This window comes from Sorangiineae bacterium MSr11367, assembly GCA_037157805.1.
In the GTDB taxonomy this organism is placed as follows: Bacteria; Myxococcota_A; Polyangia; order Polyangiales; family Polyangiaceae; genus Pendulispora; species Pendulispora rubella.
This window is the reverse complement of the sequence record CP089983.1, coordinates 5,069,387-5,087,163: the sequence shown is the minus strand read 5'-3', so window position 1 is coordinate 5,087,163 and position 17,777 is coordinate 5,069,387. Positions and strand designations below refer to the sequence as shown.

Genomic DNA, 17,777 nt, shown 5'->3' with positions numbered 1-17,777 from the left:
GGTGGGCTCAGTAGCAGACCGGCCCGTACCCGTTGTTGATCTGCGGGCTTGGAAGCGCCAGCGTCACCGCCGGCTCGTCCAACTTGGCCGCGTTTCGCACCACCAGGCCGCCGTACGAGATGGCGTAGGCGTAGTCCTCCAGGAAGATGCCGCGGCGAACGCTGGGTCGGTAGTAGCCACCGCAGTAGCCCTGCCCATGCTGCGCCACGAGGGGCGACTGGTCGATGCTCGTCAGCTTGGTGATGCCCGCCCCCACGTCGACCTTGAAGAGCTCCAGGGTGCTCGTCATGCTGGTCGAGCCGTAGCTGTAGTACGGAAACGCGAGAAGCTTCTTGTCCGCGAAGTACGTGAACGCCTTGTGGTCGTACTCCGCTTCGCTGGCGCCGTACGTGCCGCTCTCGAACGTGTAGCGATGCTTCAGCACCGGATTGGCACCATCGGCCACGTCGAAGATCTGCAACTGCAGCGCACGCGCCCGCCCCTGCTGATCGCCGTCGCGACCGATGGTGAGGATGTGCCGCTCGTCGATGGGGTGCATGTACTCGCTGAAGCCCGGGATCTTGAGCGCGGCCAGCACTTTGGGGTTCTGCGGCGACGACAGGTCGAACACGAACAGCGGGTCGACGCGGCGGAACGTCACCACGTAGCCGCGCGAGCCGACGAAGCGCACGCTGAAGATCGACTCGTTCGGGGCCAGGTTTTCCACCTTGCCCGCCGGCAAGAGCCGCGCATCGTTCTGCTGGAGCACCGCGAGCTGATTCACGGAGCGCGGCCACTGGTTCGTCTGCGAATCGGGCGTGGGTTCGCCGTTCGCATCGAGCGTCTGGTTCGGCCAGAAGTACCGCCCCTTCGCGTCGATGTACGTGCGCGACTCCGTGGTGGCGACGCGGAGGTAGCCATCTTGGTCATCGAGCGAAAATTGATCCTTGATGGATCCTTTGAGCGTGCCGGACGCTTGGTAATTCGGAAACTTCGCATCCGTCTTGAATTCGAATTTGTGAATGTGCGTGCGCGCCGAGGAAATGGCCCTCACCGGCAGCGCGGGCTGCTCACCCGACGGCACACTCCCCGCCCGCCACGAGAAAGACGGCCAATTCCATGCGCGCGTCGCGAGGTAGAGCGTATCGGTCCCGCCGTAGACCGTATCGGCACGGCCGAGGATCGCGCTCTCCTTGGGGGCAGCGTTCGCATCGTTCAAGTCGATCGAGACCACCTCGGAGATGCCGCTCTCCGTGCTTCCCACGGTGGGCACGTAGAAATCCTCGCACGCCACGGTTTGGGCCTTCGTGCCCTCGGCCGTCTTCACGAACGTGTACGGCAGGTAGTCCGCCAAGGTGCTCGCATCGATGGCCGCCTCGTTCTGCGCACGAACCTCCTGGAGCGCCGCGAGCTGCTCCGAAATCGTCGGCGATTTGTTCGGCCCTTGCGGCGTGTACGGGTACAAATCGTAATAGCTGTACTTGAGACGCGGTCCGTACGCGTAGCCTTGCAACACGGTGCGCACGTGCGGTCCCACGCGGCGCGCATCGAGGTAGCCTCCCTCGAAGTAGACCTCGCGCGTCACCTTGGGGGTGGTCCCATCGAGGGCAAGCACGGTCATCTTCGTGAGCGGCACGTACGGCGTGCTGGAGCCCCCTCCAGCGGGCGCCCCGCCCTTCTCCGTCGCGGCCACATCGCCGACGAACCCGTAGCCGTAGTAGCTCTGCAGCCGATTCTTCGGCGACACACCGGCCGCGGTGAAGACGTCGACACCGTTCACGTACGAGTAGATGACCACCTTGCCGTCGGCCACGAACATCTCGGACGGATTGCCCTCGATGTCGAACGTCGAGGACTCTTTCAGTTCCTTGGACGGCCACGCATTGAGCACCTTGAAGGCGCGCCCGTGAAGGACGTAGATGTACTTGCCGTCGTTCTTGACGAAGTCCGCTTCGTCGACGCCGTTCACCTGCGTGTTCGTCTGCGAGTACGACGTCGCGGCTTCACCGCGGCTGTCCCCACCGGCTCCACCGGCGGTCGGGGGCGCACCGTTCGAGCCCGAGTCCATGCCCACGCCGCCTTTGTCGTAGCCGCACCCGGTCAGCAAGCATTGCTGCAGCCAAGAGATCTGCTGGTCGATGGATTTCTCCATCTTGAGCCGCGTGTCGCGCTTCAAGTCGTCGAGGAGATCGCCGCATCCCTGCGCACGGTGAAGGGACGCGTTGATCTCGCCCGTCTCCTCCTCCGCTTGGCCCCCCGAGCTGCTTCCGCAACCGCCGATGGTCATGGAACCAACCGCGGCGAAACAAGCCGTCCACAAAAGCGAATGGGTCTTCCTCATGGCCCACGGTCTCAGCAAACCGTGAGCCACGCACGAACGCGAGGTAACTAGTTGGAATAATAGCCGATATAGCCAGCTCTTCCGGGCAACCCGGTCCGAGGATGGCTCGATATGGCACATCCCCGCGACACGGCGCGTCCCTACGTGCCCGTCGAGCCGTAACCGCCTTCGCCGCGGGCCGTTTCGTCCAGGGCCTCGACCTCGAAGAGTTGGGCGCGTGCCACGGGGGCGATGACGAGCTGGGCGATCCGATCGAGCGGGGAGATGGTGACGGCCTTCGAGCCCAGGTTGACGAGCAGCACCTTCGCCTCGCCGCGGTAGTCGGAGTCGATCGTGCCGGGGGCGTTGAGCACGGTAATGCCTTCGTTGGCCGCGAGCCCCGAGCGCGGTCTCACCTGCCCTTCGAATTGCGGCGGGATGGCAAAACGCAATCCGGTCGGTACGAGCACGCGCTCCATGGGCTTGATGCGCACCGGTTTCTCGAGGGCCGCCACGAGGTCCATTCCTGCCGAACCCGCTGTTTGGTACCGTGGCAACGGAACCTGGATCGGGCCAGTGCGAGCTACCGCAATCATCAAGTCGGGGACCATGGGGACTGCGTACCACACCCGTCGGCTTTTCCGCGGATTTCCGTCGCATTTCCGTCGCGTGGCTGCGTGCCTCCTGCTATGCCGCGCGTGTGAGTGAAAAGCGCGAGCTGGTCCTAATTCTCGACTTCGGCTCGCAATACACGCAGCTCATTGCGCGAAGAATCCGCGAGCAGCGCGTCTATTGCGAGATCCACCCTTGCACCGTTCCCCTCGAGAAGGTGCGAGAGCTGAATCCCAAAGCGCTCATCCTTTCGGGCGGCCCCTCCAGCGTCTACGACGAAGACGCCCCGCCCTTCGATCCGCGCGTGTTCGAGTTGGGCATTCCCGTGCTCGGCATCTGCTACGGCCTTTACCTCGTGGCGCAGACGTTCGGCGGCAAGGTCGAACGCGCAACGGCACGCGAATACGGTGCCGCACGGGTCGTGGTCGAGCGGCCCGAGGGCATCTTTCATCGCTTCTCCAAGCGCGAAACGTTGGACGTGTGGATGTCCCACGGCGACCGCATCGTGTCGCTGCCGCCGGGCTTCGCGACCATCGGCGTCTCTGGCAACACGCCCTTCTGTGCGGTGGGCAACGCCGAGAAGAAGATTTACGGCCTGCAATTCCACCCCGAGGTGGTGCACACGCCGCGCGGCTCGGACATCCTCGCGTCGTTCCTGTTCGACGTCTCCGGGCTGCACCCCACGTGGACGCCCGGCTCGTGGACCGACGAGGCCATCGACATCGTGCGCCAGCGCGTCGGCGCGGACGAACACGCGGTGTGCGGGCTCTCGGGCGGCGTCGACTCCTCGGTGGCGGCGGTGCTCTGCCACAAGGCCATCGGCGACCGGCTCACGTGCATCTTCGTCGACAACGGCGTGCTGCGCGAGGGCGAGGTGGAGCAAGTGGTGGCCACCTTCCGCGAGAATTTCCACTTGAACCTCATCGCGGTGGACGAGAAAAAGCGCTTCCTCGACGCCCTGCGTGGCGTGACCGATCCGGAGCAAAAGCGAAAGATCATCGGCAAGGTGTTCATCGACGTGTTCGAGGAGCAGGCGGCCAAGGTCAAAGGCGCGCGCTACCTGGTCCAGGGCACGCTCTACCCCGACGTCATCGAGAGCGTCTCCTTCAAGGGACCGAGCGCGGTGATCAAGAGCCACCACAACGTCGGTGGCCTGCCCGAGCGCATGAACCTGCAGCTCATCGAGCCGCTGCGCGAGCTGTTCAAGGACGAAGTGCGCGCCGCCGGCGAGTCACTCGGCATGCCGCGCGACTTGCTCTACCGGCAGCCGTTTCCCGGGCCGGGTCTGGCCATTCGCTGCCTCGGCGAGATCACCGAGGAGCGCCTCGCCGTGCTGCGCAAGGCCGACACCATCGTCACCAGCGAGATCCACCAGGCCGGCCTGAACGAGCAGATCTGGCAAAGCTTCTGCGTCCTGCTCCCCGTACGCTCCGTGGGCGTGATGGGCGACGGGCGCACCTACGAAGAGACCTGCGCCGTCCGCGCCGTGCGCTCGGTGGACGGGATGACCGCCGACTGGGCTCCCCTGCCCTACGATTTGCTCGGCCGCATCTCGAACCGCATCATCAACGAGGTGCGCGGCATCAACCGCGTGGTGTACGACATCTCGTCGAAGCCACCGGCAACGATTGAGTGGGAGTGACCGCTAGAAAGTCCGCGTACCGCTACTTTCGCGCGCGGTACGCGTTGACCTTGTGGCGGTTGCCGCACGCTTCCATGCTGCACCACCGGCGGGTGTGGTTCTTGGAGACGTCGTAGAAGACGAGCACGCAGGTCGGGTCTTCGCAGGCGCGCACCAGATCGAGCTTCGCTTCGGCGAGGAAGGCGCCCATCGCCCGCAAGATGGGCGCGAGGAGATCGCTCGCGTTGGACAGGGCCATGCGGGTGATGCGCTGGAAGCCACCCGTCTTCGGGTTGCGGCATAGTTCCGTGTATGCGCCCGACTCTTCGCGCAAGGCCGCGTTGAGTGGCACGAGCAACGTCGAGGGGACCGTGCTGCCAAAAATGACGCAGTGAATGACGTCGCGGAAAAGCTCGCGAAGGGAGAGCGCGCGTGCGAGGACCGCAGCGGCCTCCGTCGTGTCACCCCATCGTGCGCCGGCTACGGCCGCATCCTCCGGAAGCACCAGGCCAGCCTGCTCCATCCATGCTGCGAGCCCGCGGTAGTCGGTGAGCCGCTCGCCATCCCGCGGCGCCGTGTTGAGAAAGTCGAGCGCGGGATGGTTCCCGAGGAAGAGAAAGGGCGACGAAACCCCTGATGTCACGCTTGACAGGTTACATGGCAAGCCATACACCGTCAAAGCAATATTTTGACGGTGTTAGCAATGCATCTCCGGTTCCGCAGTCTCTGCGCAGCGTTCGCCATCGTGATGGCCGGCTGCCGTGGCCCCGCACGGGCCCCCGAAAGGATCACGACCATGTCTGCTCCCTCCATCGCGTATCGGACCGCCAAGGTCGAGGGTCTCTCCATCTTCTACCGGGAAGCCGGGCCGAAGGACGCGCCGCCCATCTTGCTCCTGCATGGCTTTCCGTCGTCCTCGCACATGTTCCGCGATCTCATTCCGGAGCTCGCCCAAGACTTCCACGTCCTTGCGCCGGACTACCCCGGCTTCGGCAACAGCGACGCCCCGGCCGCCGATCGCTTCGCGTACACGTTCGACCATCTCGCCGACGTCGTGGAGCGCTTCGTCGGGGCCATCGGCCTTCCGCCTTTCGCCATGTACGTGCAGGACTACGGCGGCCCCGTGGGCTTTCGCCTGGCCACGCGCCACCCGGAGTGGATCCGCGCGCTCATCGTGCAGAACGCCAATGCCTACGACGAGGGCCTCTCGCCCATGGCGCGCGAGTTTCTCGCGACGCTTTCCGGCCCTCGCAACGCGGAACGCGAAGCCGCGGCGCGCAAGCTGATGTCCCTCGAAGGCACCATCTCCCAGTACAAAACCGGCGCGAAGAACCCCGACGGGATGAACCCGGACGCGTGGAACCTGGACCAGTACGGCCTCGATCGACCCGGCAGCTTCGACATCCAGTACGCGCTGCACGCGAATTACCACACGAACCCCGCGCGCTACCCCGAGTGGCACGCCTACTTCGCCAAGCACCAACCCAAGACGCTCGTCGTTTGGGGAAAGGGCGATCCCATCTTCACCGTCGAAGGCGCCAAGGCCTACGCTAAAGATCTGCGCCACATCGAGACGCACCTCCTCGACACCGGCCACTTCGCCCTGGAAGAAGAGCACGCGACCATCGCCACGCACATCCGCCGGTTCCTGGGGAAAAATCTCTAAAGCGTTGGGGCGTTCTCCAATACGAGCTGTTCGCGCTGTCTGCTCGAACCGCCAAGGCGCCAAGATGGAGGATGTGCTGGAGCGCCAAGGAATGCCCTCGTTCACGGCCCCTGAACTTGGCGCTCTTGGCGGTTCGACAAGATCGTTCGCCGGGTAGGAGACGCCACCTGCCCGTTGGCAAAAGCGCCTGCACGCTGCCTCCCGACGGTCGGGGCCGTCGGAGAAGGCTTTGGCGACAGTTCCCCGCCCAATGTCCGCGGCCTAGGCGTCTGTCCGCGAAATACGCGATTCTCTCGAAAAAACAGAGCGGGAAACGGGATTCGAACCCGCGACATCAAGCTTGGGAAGCTTGCACTCTACCAACTGAGTTATTCCCGCGTGCTGCAAGCGCTTTCGTAGCGCTGTCGTGTGGCCTTCGTCAATATGCCAGATGTGGCAATCGGCGGCTGCTGAAAAGTCAACGGCCCGGGTGAGGATTGTCTTCACCCGGGCCGCCGGTACTGGCCCCTTCCCGAAACCGCCAACCTCACCAGTGAGGCTGCGGATTCAGGGGATGTTCGGGACGCTTACGGATGACCGCTGCCGCGCATCGTTGGGCGTACACTCGCGTGATGGCCCCGGCGAAGCGGCAGGCTCCCGCGCAGCGCGGTGCGATGGATGCGTCGCAACCATCGGCTGGCGTTGTCGAGGGTGGTCCTGCGTCAGATTTTACCGAGACAGCCCCTTCGTGTTGGGACCATAGGTACTCTGCATGACGCGTTTCCTCCTCCGGACATGCCGGCACTCGGGGGTCAACGGAAGTTCCGCCGCCGCAGCGAGTGTTTCCGTAATGGGCCGCTTGCGCGAAGCCCGATTTGTGCCGTGCCCGCCAGGGTTTTCCCTTGCCGCATAATCGCTGGACTTGAGTAGCATCCGAGCACGACGCCTTTCGCTACTGTAACACGTGATGCCCGGAGTTTTTTCCAAGCTTTCGCTCTTTTCAAGATTCCCTTCGCGAATCCTTCTCGGATCGGCTTGGACATGGGATCTTCGCGGAGCTCGACGGGCTCTTGTTTTTGCCGGCCTTTCCCTGGCCCTCGCCTTGCTGCTGACGGCGACCACCGACGAAGGCGACGTCGCCTGGCCGGTGCGCATCGGGCGCACGTGGCCGGTCGTGCCCATGTGTGCAGGCGTAGGTGTATGGGCGGCCCTCGCCGGTGTGCGCGCGCGAAGCGAGCGGCTTGCTCTGGAAGCGCTAGGGCGCAGCCCTCGGAGGAATGCCGCGGGGCCCGTGGCGGCGGGTGTCCTCGTGTCCCTATTGGCGGGGGCGCTGCTCGTCGCCTGCCCGCGCATCGACCTGCAGGGCTACTTCCCCACGATGGCGCGCGGCTCGGATTGGACCTTCGACGGAAGCGACTTCGTCGACCATGCCCACGGCCTCCGCGTGACCAAAGATGGCGCGAGCGTCGCGTCGGCGATGGCCACGGACACAACTCGGCACGAAGAAGAGAGCGGCCCCGGTGTCGCGGGGCGCTCGGTCGCCGCGGCGGTGACCGCCCTCGCCGGCGGTGCGCTCACGCTGTTGGCGGCGTCGGTCCGACGCACCGAAAGGAAGGACGGCGGCACCACGCTGCGCTTCGCGGCAGCGGTGCTTCTCGCGGTCCTTCCGACGATCTTCCTCTTTCACGCGGCAGCCGTGGCGGCGAGCCGGTCATCGCGGGGAATCGTGCTCACCGCGGCGATCGTACCGGCCCTCTCGCTGCTCGTTTATGCCGCGGCGAAGTTTCGCGCGGACGCCTGACCCCAACCCGCTCGCGGGGCGATCAGGCTCCGACCCGCGATCAGCCCGATCAGGACGGCTCTTGCGAACCGGTGTTCTTGCGGTCGATCGCGTCCTGCAGACCGCAGCGCAGACGCGTCGCGCGCTTGATGCGGCGGGTCTTCGCGGGCTTGGCGAGCCATTCGTGACGCTTTCTCATGCTCCAAATTGCGCGGTTGGCCATTCGGTCAATCCTTCTTTCCTGGGGTAAGGGGCGGACAAGTGCCACGGTTTCGTCAAGAAGACAACGCTTTTCCGCGCGAAACGCTACATTCCAGGTCTCTTCAGTCCGGCACGGGGACCAGGGCGACGTCGAGCTGGACGGGGGCATCCCCTTCCTTGACCTCGACGAGGCGGTCCCAGGGGAAGTGCCCCGGCGCCTCCACCGTGATGCGATGCCGGCCCGGCGGGAGCGCCACGCCAAACCGGGTGACCCGCGCCAAGGTGCCGATCCACTGATCGTCGACGGTGACGGTGGCCGCGGCCGGCTCCCCCTTCATGCGCAGGGAGACCGTGCGCGGCGGCTCGCTACCGCCACAGGCCGTCAGGGCGGCCACGAGAAGAAAACCTGCGAGACAGCGAAGCACCGGCGCAGAGGAACATGCCGAGGCCGCATTGACAAGGAGGCTCGCGGGATCCAATAAGTCATCATGACAGGTCATTGAGACCTGTCTTCAAGGAGGACCCATGACCCTTTCACTGAAAAACTTGGTTCGGGGTGTCGACCACCTCACCCTTCCCGTCGGAGATCTCGTGCTGGCCGAGCGCTTCTACGTCGATCTCCTGGGCGCCACGGTCGTCGCCCGCTTCGACGACGCGGCGGCGTTCCACGAGCAAAGGCCCGAGCGCACGGGCGAGTTGAAGAACGGCGAAAACAGTCCCCTTCATCTCTCCCTCCGCTTCGGCAACGGACCGGGCCCGCGGGTCGATCTCTTCCTGCAGGGCGGTGGTCAGCCCGCACTCGAACGCGGCCACCCGCACCTTGCCCTCGCCGTAACGGGCGAAGACATGGACCGCGCGCGCGACGTGCTTGCGGCCGTCGACGTCCCCTTCGATGGCCCCCGCCGCCTCGGCCCGCCCGGGCAGGCGTCGCTCTATTTTCTGGATCCCTTTGGCAACAAGCTCGAATTCGTCACCCACGCGTACGCCGGCGAAGTCTCCGTGGGTGCGCCCGATCTCCGCAAGCTCGCGCCCGCGACCTGACCGGCGCCGTTGCATCGATCCTCTCGACGCAGTGCCATTGTCCCCAAGGATGGCCGCGCGCCCGCGCGTCGCGTACGGTGGACCCGAACGCGATGTACGAGCTGATCGTCCTCTCCCTTTTGATGCGCCAGCCCACCACGGGCTACCTCATGGCGCAGATCATCAACGACATCATCGGCCCCTTTGCGAAGGCCAGCAACGGGCGCATCTACCCGCTCTTGGCCGCGCTCGAGAAGGAAAAGCACATCACCGAGCAGCGTGTACCCGTGGCCCAGCGCAGTGGGCGGCAAGCGACGACGTATGCCATCACCGAGAGGGGCAAGGCCCGCTTTCACGAGTTGATGCTCGACACCAAGTCGAGCCCGCGTGAGTACCGCGAGCTCTTTTCCTACAAGGTGACGGCCTTCGACCTGCTCGCACCCGAGGAGCGCACGATGCTCGTCGAGCACTATACGGAGTTCTGCAAAGCGCACATCGCCCACATCGCGCGGGAGGGAGAGGAACTCGCGCGCAACGCAGAACGCTACGCCATCGGTGCTGCACAGCAGACGCTCTTCGGCTCCACGTTCGGGCACCTGGAGAGCCTCTGGCAAAACGAGCTCGCGTGGTGCCGCCAACTGCGCGACGAGCTAGACCAGCTAGGCGCGCTGGAGACTTCCGGTGCGCGGCGATCTGTGAGAAGACGGGGAGCGAGAGCTTCCGAATGACGAAAAAGGCGAAGGCCGCCGCCGTCCGCGGCGCCCCTGTGGTGGAGGCCATTTTCCAGGCAACCCTCGAAGAAATCGTGCGCGTCGGGTTCGCGGGGCTCGGCGTCGAGGAGGTGGCCACACGCGCGGGCGTGAACAAGACGACCGTGTACCGGCGCTGGCCCACCAAGGATGCCCTGGTGAGCGCGGCGCTTTCGTCCCTGCCGTCGCAGTTCGGGCCCTTGCCCCACGCGGGCTCCTTCCGAGCCGACGTCCTCGAGTGGCTCGCCGGCATGGTCCGCTTCCTCGACACCGTCGGGGGGCAAGCCCTCCTCCGCGTCGCCGTGCTGGAAGATCGCGCACGAGGCCCGGTGTTTTCCAGCGTGGGCGCCGCGTGGATGGCCTACGACGAAACGCGGGGCCTCGACGCCATCGTGAACCGGGCCATCGTGCGCGGCGACGTTCCGCGCGACTTCGACGGGGCGATCTTCGGCGAAGCCCTGCGAGGGACGCTCATGTTTCGGACCTTGGCAAAACGGGAAGCCCCGAAGCGCGCGACGCTCGTGCGGCTGGTGGACGCGCTTCTTACGGGCCTCCTTCCGCCAGAGAAACGCGCGAAGACGGCGACGAAGACTCGGAAGGCGCCGGCGAAGCGGGCGCGCGCCGCCGGAAGCGCGCGGACAGGTCGTCGAACAGCGAATAGGTAACGGGCGTCGCGAGCAAGGCAAAGCGCGGGCAGCAACGCAATCGCGGCAAGGGTCCACCGTCTCGTCATCGAGGCTCTCCCTCCTTGGGGGCGGCTGGTACTGCGGGCTCCGACGGCGCGGGCGCAGCCTGTTCGTTGCGCCAACCCGAGGGACCGAACCAAAGCCGAATCCCGCTGAGCACCGTGGGATTCAAGTACGCGCTGCCGAGCGAGTCGCCATCGCGCAAAACTTCGTAGCGCCGCATGACGGCAACGGACGAGTACACATCGAGATGCATCATGTCGGCGAGGCGGAACGTGACCTTGGGCCCCACGGTGATGATCGAGTACGCGAGCTGAAGATCCGAAGCGCCGTAGCGCTTCTCACTGAGATGGAAGCGATTGCCCTCGAAGGTGCCGCGCAAGCCCACGGTGAGCCATGGCAGTGCGCGATACTCCACGTCGAGCCTCGCGGGGATGAAGCCCCGGATACGAAACTCGTTGCTGATCTGCCAATTGACACCGATGGCAGGCAACGGCAGCAAATTGCCGGAGCGGCGGTCGTAGGTGACGCCGGCGCCGAGGGTAAAGTTCTTGTCGAACTTGTAGAGAAACAGCCCGGTGACGGTGAAGAGAAGATCGTCGGCCGAGACGCGATCGCGAAAGTCGGTGGCGAAGCCAGCGCCCACCATGGCCATGCCGATGAATCGGTCGCCGAAGACCTGCAAGAGTCCGAGCGACGCCGAAGGTGCATGCAAGGTACCGATGTTCGGCTTGTTGGCACCTTCCCCGTGAAACCCGAGCAGCTCGTAGGAGAGGCCGGGAAGGAGAATCGTCTTTTTCGATTCGGTGAGCGGGATGGGAAGGCCCGCGCGAAAGCGGAAAACCTCGAGACCGACCTGCGAGCCCGAGTCCCTGGGCGAGTTCACGTTCGGGTAGTGCTCGTAGTTGACCGACGCGAGTGAGTCGGCCATCTGTGCTTTCGCTGGCTTGGACCCGAGGAAGACCAGCAGCAAAAGAAAAGCGGCAGTGGTGCGAAGTTGCATTGCACTTTCTGTTAGAGGCGGGCCAGTTCGATCGCAACTAGAAGTTGCGATCATCGCCATTAAGATTTGCAAAGAATTTTTGGCGAAATCCGCGGCAAAAATCCCCTCAGCGAAGGCAGTGCCCCCCTTTGGGCACTCCGTTCAATCTTTCGATGATGGAATGCCAAATTCGGTCGAACGCACGTGCGAGTCGCGCGTTCGACCGACCGTCAGCGCGCACCTATCCGACGAGAACGCTTACGTGCTTCGTGCGACCGCGGGTCGCGCGCGCATCGGTCAGATCGCCCACGATTTGCGCGAGAACGTCCAGCGCGTTCTGGCGCTCGTCCGGCGGGCCCATGGCGGCCGAGTTCGGCCACACGATGACGAAACGGCGCGGCGTTTCGTCGAGCAGGCCGCTCCGGATGGAATCGCGGAACGCATCCCAACTCCGCGCGCTCACCAGCGGCGGATCCTGCGGCACGTGCGCGCGAAACCACGCGAAGAACGACGCGCGATCGGTGATGCCGGTGTCCGGCATGACGTAGACCACCGCACCGTGCACCTTGGCGGCCGCGCGGATCGCGTCCACGTCCAAATCGGGCACGTGCACCACGCCGGGCGCCTTGAGATCGAAGGTCACGGCCACCCGTTCCGGATCTTCACGAACGCCGGATCGCCGTGCGAACCGTAGTGGGTCCAGGTGTAGTACGCGTCGCCATTGCGCGTATCGATGACGATGCGGCGGCTGCCTGCTTTGCCGTCGGTGGCCGTCCCTCCGGGATCGACGCGGTATTCGCGGTACGGGCTCGGGCTCGCCTTGGCCGGGGCCGGAAGATCCCCACCGTTGTTGCCGTATTCGACGCCCCAGTTGTCCCCCATCTTGCCGGGCGGCGCATTGGCGCCCCAATCCGTCGAGCCCTTGCCGGGGATTTTGTCCAGCGTGTCGTGGATATGCTGGTTCTCCGCGGCCGGCGCCAAACTCTCGGCGTGCGTCTTCGCGTTCTCCGCGTCCAGCTTTGCCTGATTCGCGGACGCCTGCGCCGCGGCGGCGTCGTCCTTGACCTTCTGGACTCGCTCCGGGGGGATCTTGGCGCCCGCCGCCACGCTGGTCGCCATGCGGTCCGCCTTGTTTTGCTCGGCCTTGGCTTTGTCCGCCGCCTTCTTCGCGTCGTTGGCGGCCTTCTGCGCGTCCGTGACCGCCGTGCTCTCGGCATGGACGGCGGCGGCCCCCGCGGCAGGATCCGGGCGCGGGTAGTCTTTGAAGTCGGGATCGCCGCACGCATTGTGGACCAGCACCTTCGTACGGCTGCCCACGAAGTACGTGTGGTCGACGTCGACCTCGAAGTTGTAAACCTCGGCCTCCTGCGCGATGCGCACGACCTTGGTCACCTGCACTTCGTGCCCTGCGCGATCGACCAAGGTTTCGCCGGCCCCGAGATCGCCCGCCGCCTTCCACCCGTGGCCCAGCGTGAAGTACGGGTGCTCCGGCGTGGAGCGCACGCGATCGCGCACCTCGTCCACCGTCACCGTGTGCACGTCGACCAGTGCGTGCGCGGGATGCACGAACGTGCGCACGATGGGGCGGACCTCCACGTCTCCACCGGCGCTGCGGGCCAGCACCGGATCGCCCGCGTGCAAGCTCTCGATGGGCTGCTCGCCCGACGGCGTGGCCACCTGGGTGCCCGCGACGAAGCACGAGCCAGGTGCACCGCACGAGCGGCCGTCGCACAAGTCGCCACTCGGGCTGTTGCCACCGGGCGTGTTGCTCCCGCCACCGATCCCGCGGTCGCCGCTGCCGCCACCCGAAGGCGCCCAATCGGCATTGCCCACGATGGTCGCCTCGGCCACCTGCGTGGCCTTCTGATCCCTCTTGCCCAGCAGCCGGTAGCCACCAGCGACGAGCACCAAGATGGCCACGAGGAGAAGTCCGTATTCGATGGCGGAGACGCCGCGCCGATCGCGAATCAGGTGAAACACGCTCGCGAGGAAGTGGTTACGCGCTCGAGTCTGCTTTTCGCCCATGCTGGCTCAGGTTTAGCACATGGCGCCCTAGCCGATGGCCTCGAGCACGCGTTCGCGGCGTTCATCGAAGTAACGCATGGCCAACGCGCGCGTGAGCCGATCGAGCACGAGCAATCCGGTGAACACGGCGACGTTCACGGGGACCAGCCACGCGGGGGCGAAGCGCTGGCAAGCCGCGTACAGTCCGCCAAATGCGGTGCCGGTGCTCACCGTCAGGGCGAGCGACACCAAGAGCAACGCACCCGGCGCGCCCGTACCGCGCATGTCCCGGCGAGGAAGGCGGCGCGGAAGCCACGCCGAGGTCCAGCGCCCTGCCATGTTCTGCGTGAGGAAGAAGGAGCCGCCGAGGAAGCTTCCCGCGACGATCTCGATCACGGGGGTCTTTTGCACGAGCGCGAACAGCAGCGCGAGCAAGGCGGCCTGCAGGAGAAAGTACGTCGCGAGCCCCCAGCTCTTTCCGCGAAAGAGATCCTCGGTGGAGACGGGCAAGAGGAAGAGCGATTTGATGCCGTGGCCATCGAGGCCAAATTGATTGAGCTGGATGGCCGACGTCGAGAGCGCAACGTACGCATACGCGCCGGGCGTGCTCAATCCCGCACCGAGCCAGTGGAGCAGCGGAAGCCGGATCAGAACGATGGTGAGCAACGGCGCAATGAGGCCGACACGCCCCAGCGCACTATCCATCAGCGTGAGCCACGTCAGGCGCGCGATGCCAAACGCCGGCGAGCGAAAGCTCCACAACCGCGAAGCCGGCGCCGAGGCCACGATGCCGCCCGAGGCCACCTCGCGGGCCATCAGCCGCGACGCGAAGAAGACGCCGAGGGCGAGGACCCCGAGTGGGTACGTGTGCTCGGCCAACGCCGCGAGGTAGTTCCCATTGGCCGCGTGCCGCACGCTGCGAATGCCCCACGTCCCCGGGAACCATTCGGCCGCCACCTCGAGGGCTGCGCGCGCCTGCGTGACCCGATTCATCACGGCCTTGGCGGTCAAGCTGGGCGCCGGGCCCTCGACCGCGGAGGCGAAGATCAGCGAGGCAAACCCAATGGCGCCCATCAGCGCCGAAAATGCGATCCGCAGGCGCCGCAGAAGCGCCGCGGCCAGGCTGGAGATCAAGGTCTGGGTGATGAGCACGAAGCCGATGGTCTCGAACGTCACCAGCGCGAGCACCGGCATGGCACGCGGCAGCGCAATGCCCAGGGCCACCACGTGCGCGATGACCATCGCGGACAGCATGAGCGGCACCAGATCGAGCAAGCTTGCCACGAGCTCCGCGGCGAAAAGCGCGCCGTGGCGCACGGGAAAGGCGCGGTAGCTCTCCCAGGCAATCTGACGTCCGCCGCCGGTGGTGCCGCTGAGCACCCCGCCGCCGAAGGAGACCATGAGCAGGAAGAGCCCGAGCATGCGCTGCATGAATGGCTCGGTGATGTACTTTCCCCCGAAATAGCCGATGGTGGCGGCCCAGCCGACGAGCGGGATCACCAGCACGGCGACCAGGAGCGTCATCAGGAGCACCATGATGATCAAGCCACGCCGCCCCATTTCGCGGCGCATGCGGTTCGCCGCGCCCTGCGCGTGGCTCGCAATGACCGCGCGGACCAAATAGAGGCTCGAGCCTACAGCCAAGAAAGCTCCCCGGTGCGGGCGCCGCCGACCAAATCGACGAAAACGCTTTCGAGCGAGGCACCGCCGGCGCGCAGCTGCTCGACGGGCCCGAACCCGTGGAGGCGCCCGTCGTGCAAAATGGCGATGAGCGGACAGAGGCGCTCCACGACCTCGAGGATGTGCGAGGTGAGCACCAGCGTGGTGCCGCGCTCGCGCATGGCCATGAGGATGTCCTTGATGGTGCGGCTGGTCACCGGATCGATGCCCTCGAAGGGTTCGTCCAGGAAGACCAGCCGCGGGCCGTGAAGGATGGCCGCGCAGAGCGCGATCTTCTTCTTCATGCCAAAGCTGTAGTCTGCAAGCAATGCGCGCGGGCCGGGGACGAGGTCCAGCTTGACGAAGAGCTCTTTGGCCCGCGCATCGATGACGTCGTCGGTGAGGCCGTACATGCGTCCGACGAATCGCAGGTACTGCGGGCCGGTGAGCATGTCGAGCAGGGCCATGTCCTCGGGCATGACGCCGATCTGGCGTTTGACCTCGAGCGGTTCCTTCTCGATGTCCAAACCGAGCACGCGAATGCTTCCGTGCGTGGGGCGAAGCAGCCCGGTGACCATTTTGAGGGTGGTCGACTTCCCTGCCCCGTTGCGGCCGAGCAACCCGAGGAAGGCGCCCGGCTCGAGCGACAGGGAGAGGCCGTCCACCGCCACCTTGTCACCGAACCGCTTCGTCACCTCGCGAAGCTCCAACGCGGGAACCGCCATGCAGAGCCGACTCTAGCACGGCGGCTCTCAGGAAGCCTGGGGGCTCGTGACCTTCAATCCAATGATGGATATGACCAGAAGGGCCAGGAAAACGGCGCGCCCGATGGTGAAGGGCTCCTTGAAAAGCACCATCCCGAGGACGGCCGCACCGAATGCGCCGATGCCGACCCACACGGCGTATGCGGTGCCGATGGGAAGCGTGCGCGAGGCATAGGCCAAAAGGAGCATGCTCGCGACAATGGCCACCCCGGTGACCACGCTCGGTCCGAGCTTGGTGAAGCCCTCCGTGTACTTGATGCCGATGGCCCAGCAGACCTCGAGAAGACCTGCAATAACGAGATAGACCCATGCCATGACGCGTTCCTCCTGTGGAATCGCGTCGTCTTATCCTCACCGGGTACGGCGCACCTCGTCCGGGTAGCCACGACAGCTACGGGTAGTAAGTTAGGATCTCTCGCGTAAAACGGCAAGTGCTCCCCATGCCCCATAATGCCCCGTTGGAGATCGCCGTCGTCGGATGCGGAACGGCGGGCCCTGCCGCTGCGCTCTTTCTGTCGCGCGCCGGCCACCGCGTGACGATGTTCGAACGCGTGCCCGAGCCCGGGCCCGTCGGTGCGGGCATCGTGCTGCAGCCCATTGGGCAGGCGGTGCTCGGTCGATTGGGGCTTCTGCCGCAGGTGGCCGCACGCGGCGCACGCGTCGAGCGGCTCCTCTGCGAAACGGAGCGCGGGCGCACCATCTTCGACCTGTCTTACGCAACGTTGGAGCCCCGGCTCACCGGCTATGGTCTGCACCGCGGCGTCTTGTTCGAGGCGCTTTTCGATGCCGTACGCCACAGCCCCGTCACGCTCCGATGCGGCGTCTCCATCGATCGCATCGAGGACGATGGCGGCACGGCGCACGTGATCGACGAGGCGGGGCGCCGCCATGGCCCGTACCAACTCGTCGTGGTGGCCGACGGCGCGCGCTCGCGCCTTCGGCCCGTCGTGCGCACCGAGGCCCGCGTGCGGCCGTACCGCTGGGGAGCGCTCTGGTTCATCGGAGAGGACCCCGAGGGCCAGTTCGCCGGCCGGCTGCACCAGATCGTGCGGGGCACGGAGCGCATGCTCGGTCTTCTGCCCACGGGCCTGGGCCCGAGCGCACGCGGGACCAAGGCCAAGCCGCTCGTCACCCTGTTCTGGAGCCTGCGCGCGGATCGCTTCGACGAGGTGCGCATGCACCTGGACGCCTGGAAGCGCGAGGTCCGTGCCCACGCCCCGATGGCGGGCTCGGTGCTCGATCAAATCGAAAGCGCAGAGCAAATCACCTTCTCGTCGTACAACGACGTGACCATGCGGCGGTGGGGCGCGCGCTCGGTCGTCTACCTCGGCGATGCGGCGCACGCGATGAGCCCGCAGCTCGGCCAAGGGTGCAACCTCGCACTGTACGACGCCATGATCCTCGCCGACTGCTTCCAGGGCCCGGCGCCGCTCGAACGCTACACACACGCGCGGCGGCGGCACCTCGGCTTCTACCAACTGGCGACGCGGGCGCTGACGCCGTTCTTTCAATCGGACGCGCGCCTGCTCGGGTGGGTGCGCGATCGGTTCATGGCCGCCCTCTCGCGCGTTCCCTTCGTGCATCGCGAGATGGTGCGCAGCATGACCGGGCTGAAACTCGGGTGGCTCACGGGAACCTTGCCGCCGGTGCGCATGGCCGAGGCCCTGGAGCGCGATCTTCGTGCCCTTCCCGGCCCTTCGCCCCCTCCTTCACGTGAGGAGGGGCTTGATTTGGAACCGACCGTTCCCTAATTCC

Annotated in this window: 17 protein-coding genes and 1 tRNA gene; 7 read left to right on the top strand and 11 right to left on the bottom strand. The window is 65.8% G+C overall.

What is annotated here, in order from left to right:
* Positions 1 to 7: 7 nt before the first annotated feature.
* Together LVJ94_19900 and dut are read right to left on the bottom strand one after the other, a co-directional pair.
* Positions 8 to 2,320, bottom strand: coding sequence for a beta-propeller domain-containing protein (locus LVJ94_19900; GenBank protein ID WXB09481.1), 2,313 nt, complete (start codon positions 2,318 to 2,320; stop codon positions 8 to 10).
* 140 nt (positions 2,321 to 2,460) lie between these two features.
* Positions 2,461 to 2,910 carry a dUTP diphosphatase gene (dut, locus tag LVJ94_19895; GenBank protein ID WXB09480.1) on the bottom strand — a complete coding sequence of 150 codons (450 nt, stop codon included), beginning with the start codon at positions 2,908 to 2,910 and terminating at the stop codon, positions 2,461 to 2,463.
* 89 nt (positions 2,911 to 2,999) lie between these two features.
* Between dut and guaA the strand changes: the two genes are divergently transcribed.
* The gene (gene guaA, locus LVJ94_19890) at positions 3,000 to 4,553 is read left to right on the top strand and encodes a glutamine-hydrolyzing GMP synthase (protein WXB09479.1); all 1,554 of its coding nucleotides are present in this window, start codon (positions 3,000 to 3,002) and stop codon (positions 4,551 to 4,553) included.
* A 22-nt stretch (positions 4,554 to 4,575) separates the two neighbouring features.
* On the opposite strand, the gene LVJ94_19885 is transcribed toward guaA, so the two are convergent.
* Entirely contained in the window at positions 4,576 to 5,175 is a 600-nt protein-coding gene (locus LVJ94_19885; GenBank protein ID WXB09478.1) for a CGNR zinc finger domain-containing protein, read from the bottom strand.
* A 153-nt stretch (positions 5,176 to 5,328) separates the two neighbouring features.
* Between LVJ94_19885 and LVJ94_19880 the strand changes: the two genes are divergently transcribed.
* Positions 5,329 to 6,198 (top strand): alpha/beta hydrolase, encoded by an 870-nt coding sequence (locus tag LVJ94_19880; GenBank protein WXB09477.1) that lies wholly within the window; start codon positions 5,329 to 5,331, stop codon positions 6,196 to 6,198.
* Between the two features lie 305 nt (positions 6,199 to 6,503).
* Here LVJ94_19880 and LVJ94_19875 read toward each other — a convergent pair.
* A tRNA-Gly gene (locus LVJ94_19875) sits at positions 6,504 to 6,576 on the bottom strand.
* 703 nt (positions 6,577 to 7,279) lie between these two features.
* Between LVJ94_19875 and LVJ94_19870 the strand changes: the two genes are divergently transcribed.
* Positions 7,280 to 7,978: a hypothetical protein gene (locus tag LVJ94_19870; GenBank protein WXB09476.1), complete on the top strand. Its 699-nt coding sequence runs from the start codon at positions 7,280 to 7,282 to the stop codon at positions 7,976 to 7,978.
* A 302-nt stretch (positions 7,979 to 8,280) separates the two neighbouring features.
* Here the strand turns inward: LVJ94_19870 and LVJ94_19865 are convergent, their stop codons facing one another.
* Positions 8,281 to 8,553: a PEGA domain-containing protein gene (locus LVJ94_19865; protein ID WXB09475.1), complete on the bottom strand. Its 273-nt coding sequence runs from the start codon at positions 8,551 to 8,553 to the stop codon at positions 8,281 to 8,283.
* Between the two features lie 130 nt (positions 8,554 to 8,683).
* On the opposite strand from LVJ94_19865, the gene LVJ94_19860 reads away from it, so the two are divergent.
* The 3 genes from LVJ94_19860 to LVJ94_19850 all read left to right on the top strand — a co-directional run bounded on the left by LVJ94_19860 (position 8,684) and on the right by LVJ94_19850 (position 10,592).
* Positions 8,684 to 9,199, top strand: a complete 516-nt coding sequence (locus tag LVJ94_19860; GenBank protein ID WXB09474.1) for a VOC family protein — start codon at positions 8,684 to 8,686, stop codon at positions 9,197 to 9,199.
* 92 nt (positions 9,200 to 9,291) lie between these two features.
* Positions 9,292 to 9,906 (top strand): PadR family transcriptional regulator, encoded by a 615-nt coding sequence (locus LVJ94_19855; protein WXB09473.1) that lies wholly within the window; start codon positions 9,292 to 9,294, stop codon positions 9,904 to 9,906.
* On the top strand, positions 9,807 to 10,592 hold the full coding sequence (locus tag LVJ94_19850) for a TetR/AcrR family transcriptional regulator (GenBank protein ID WXB10737.1): 786 nt from the start codon (positions 9,807 to 9,809) through the stop codon (positions 10,590 to 10,592). The genes LVJ94_19855 and LVJ94_19850 overlap by 100 nt, the downstream gene beginning before the upstream one ends.
* A 64-nt stretch (positions 10,593 to 10,656) precedes the next feature.
* On the opposite strand, the gene LVJ94_19845 is transcribed toward LVJ94_19850, so the two are convergent.
* The 6 genes from LVJ94_19845 to sugE all read right to left on the bottom strand — a co-directional run bounded on the left by LVJ94_19845 (position 10,657) and on the right by sugE (position 16,337).
* Positions 10,657 to 11,616 (bottom strand): DUF6268 family outer membrane beta-barrel protein, encoded by a 960-nt coding sequence (locus tag LVJ94_19845; GenBank protein ID WXB09472.1) that lies wholly within the window; start codon positions 11,614 to 11,616, stop codon positions 10,657 to 10,659.
* Positions 11,617 to 11,836: 220 nt separating this feature from the next.
* A complete protein-coding gene (locus LVJ94_19840; GenBank protein WXB09471.1) occupies positions 11,837 to 12,238 on the bottom strand; it encodes a barstar family protein in 402 nt (133 codons plus the stop codon).
* Positions 12,235 to 13,620 (bottom strand): Hint domain-containing protein, encoded by a 1,386-nt coding sequence (locus tag LVJ94_19835; GenBank protein WXB09470.1) that lies wholly within the window; start codon positions 13,618 to 13,620, stop codon positions 12,235 to 12,237. The genes LVJ94_19840 and LVJ94_19835 overlap by 4 nt, the downstream gene beginning before the upstream one ends.
* Before the next feature lie 27 nt (positions 13,621 to 13,647).
* Positions 13,648 to 15,243, bottom strand: a complete 1,596-nt coding sequence (locus LVJ94_19830; protein WXB09469.1) for a hypothetical protein — start codon at positions 15,241 to 15,243, stop codon at positions 13,648 to 13,650.
* On the bottom strand, positions 15,234 to 15,983 hold the full coding sequence (locus LVJ94_19825; protein WXB09468.1) for an ABC transporter ATP-binding protein: 750 nt from the start codon (positions 15,981 to 15,983) through the stop codon (positions 15,234 to 15,236). Before LVJ94_19825 ends, LVJ94_19830 begins: the two co-directional genes overlap by 10 nt.
* A 27-nt stretch (positions 15,984 to 16,010) precedes the next feature.
* Entirely contained in the window at positions 16,011 to 16,337 is a 327-nt protein-coding gene (sugE, locus tag LVJ94_19820; GenBank protein ID WXB09467.1) for a quaternary ammonium compound efflux SMR transporter SugE, read from the bottom strand.
* Between the two features lie 125 nt (positions 16,338 to 16,462).
* Between sugE and LVJ94_19815 the strand changes: the two genes are divergently transcribed.
* Complete coding sequence (locus tag LVJ94_19815; protein WXB09466.1) at positions 16,463 to 17,773, top strand: FAD-dependent monooxygenase; 1,311 nt, start codon at positions 16,463 to 16,465, stop codon at positions 17,771 to 17,773.
* The last annotated feature ends 4 nt before the right edge of the window (positions 17,774 to 17,777 follow it).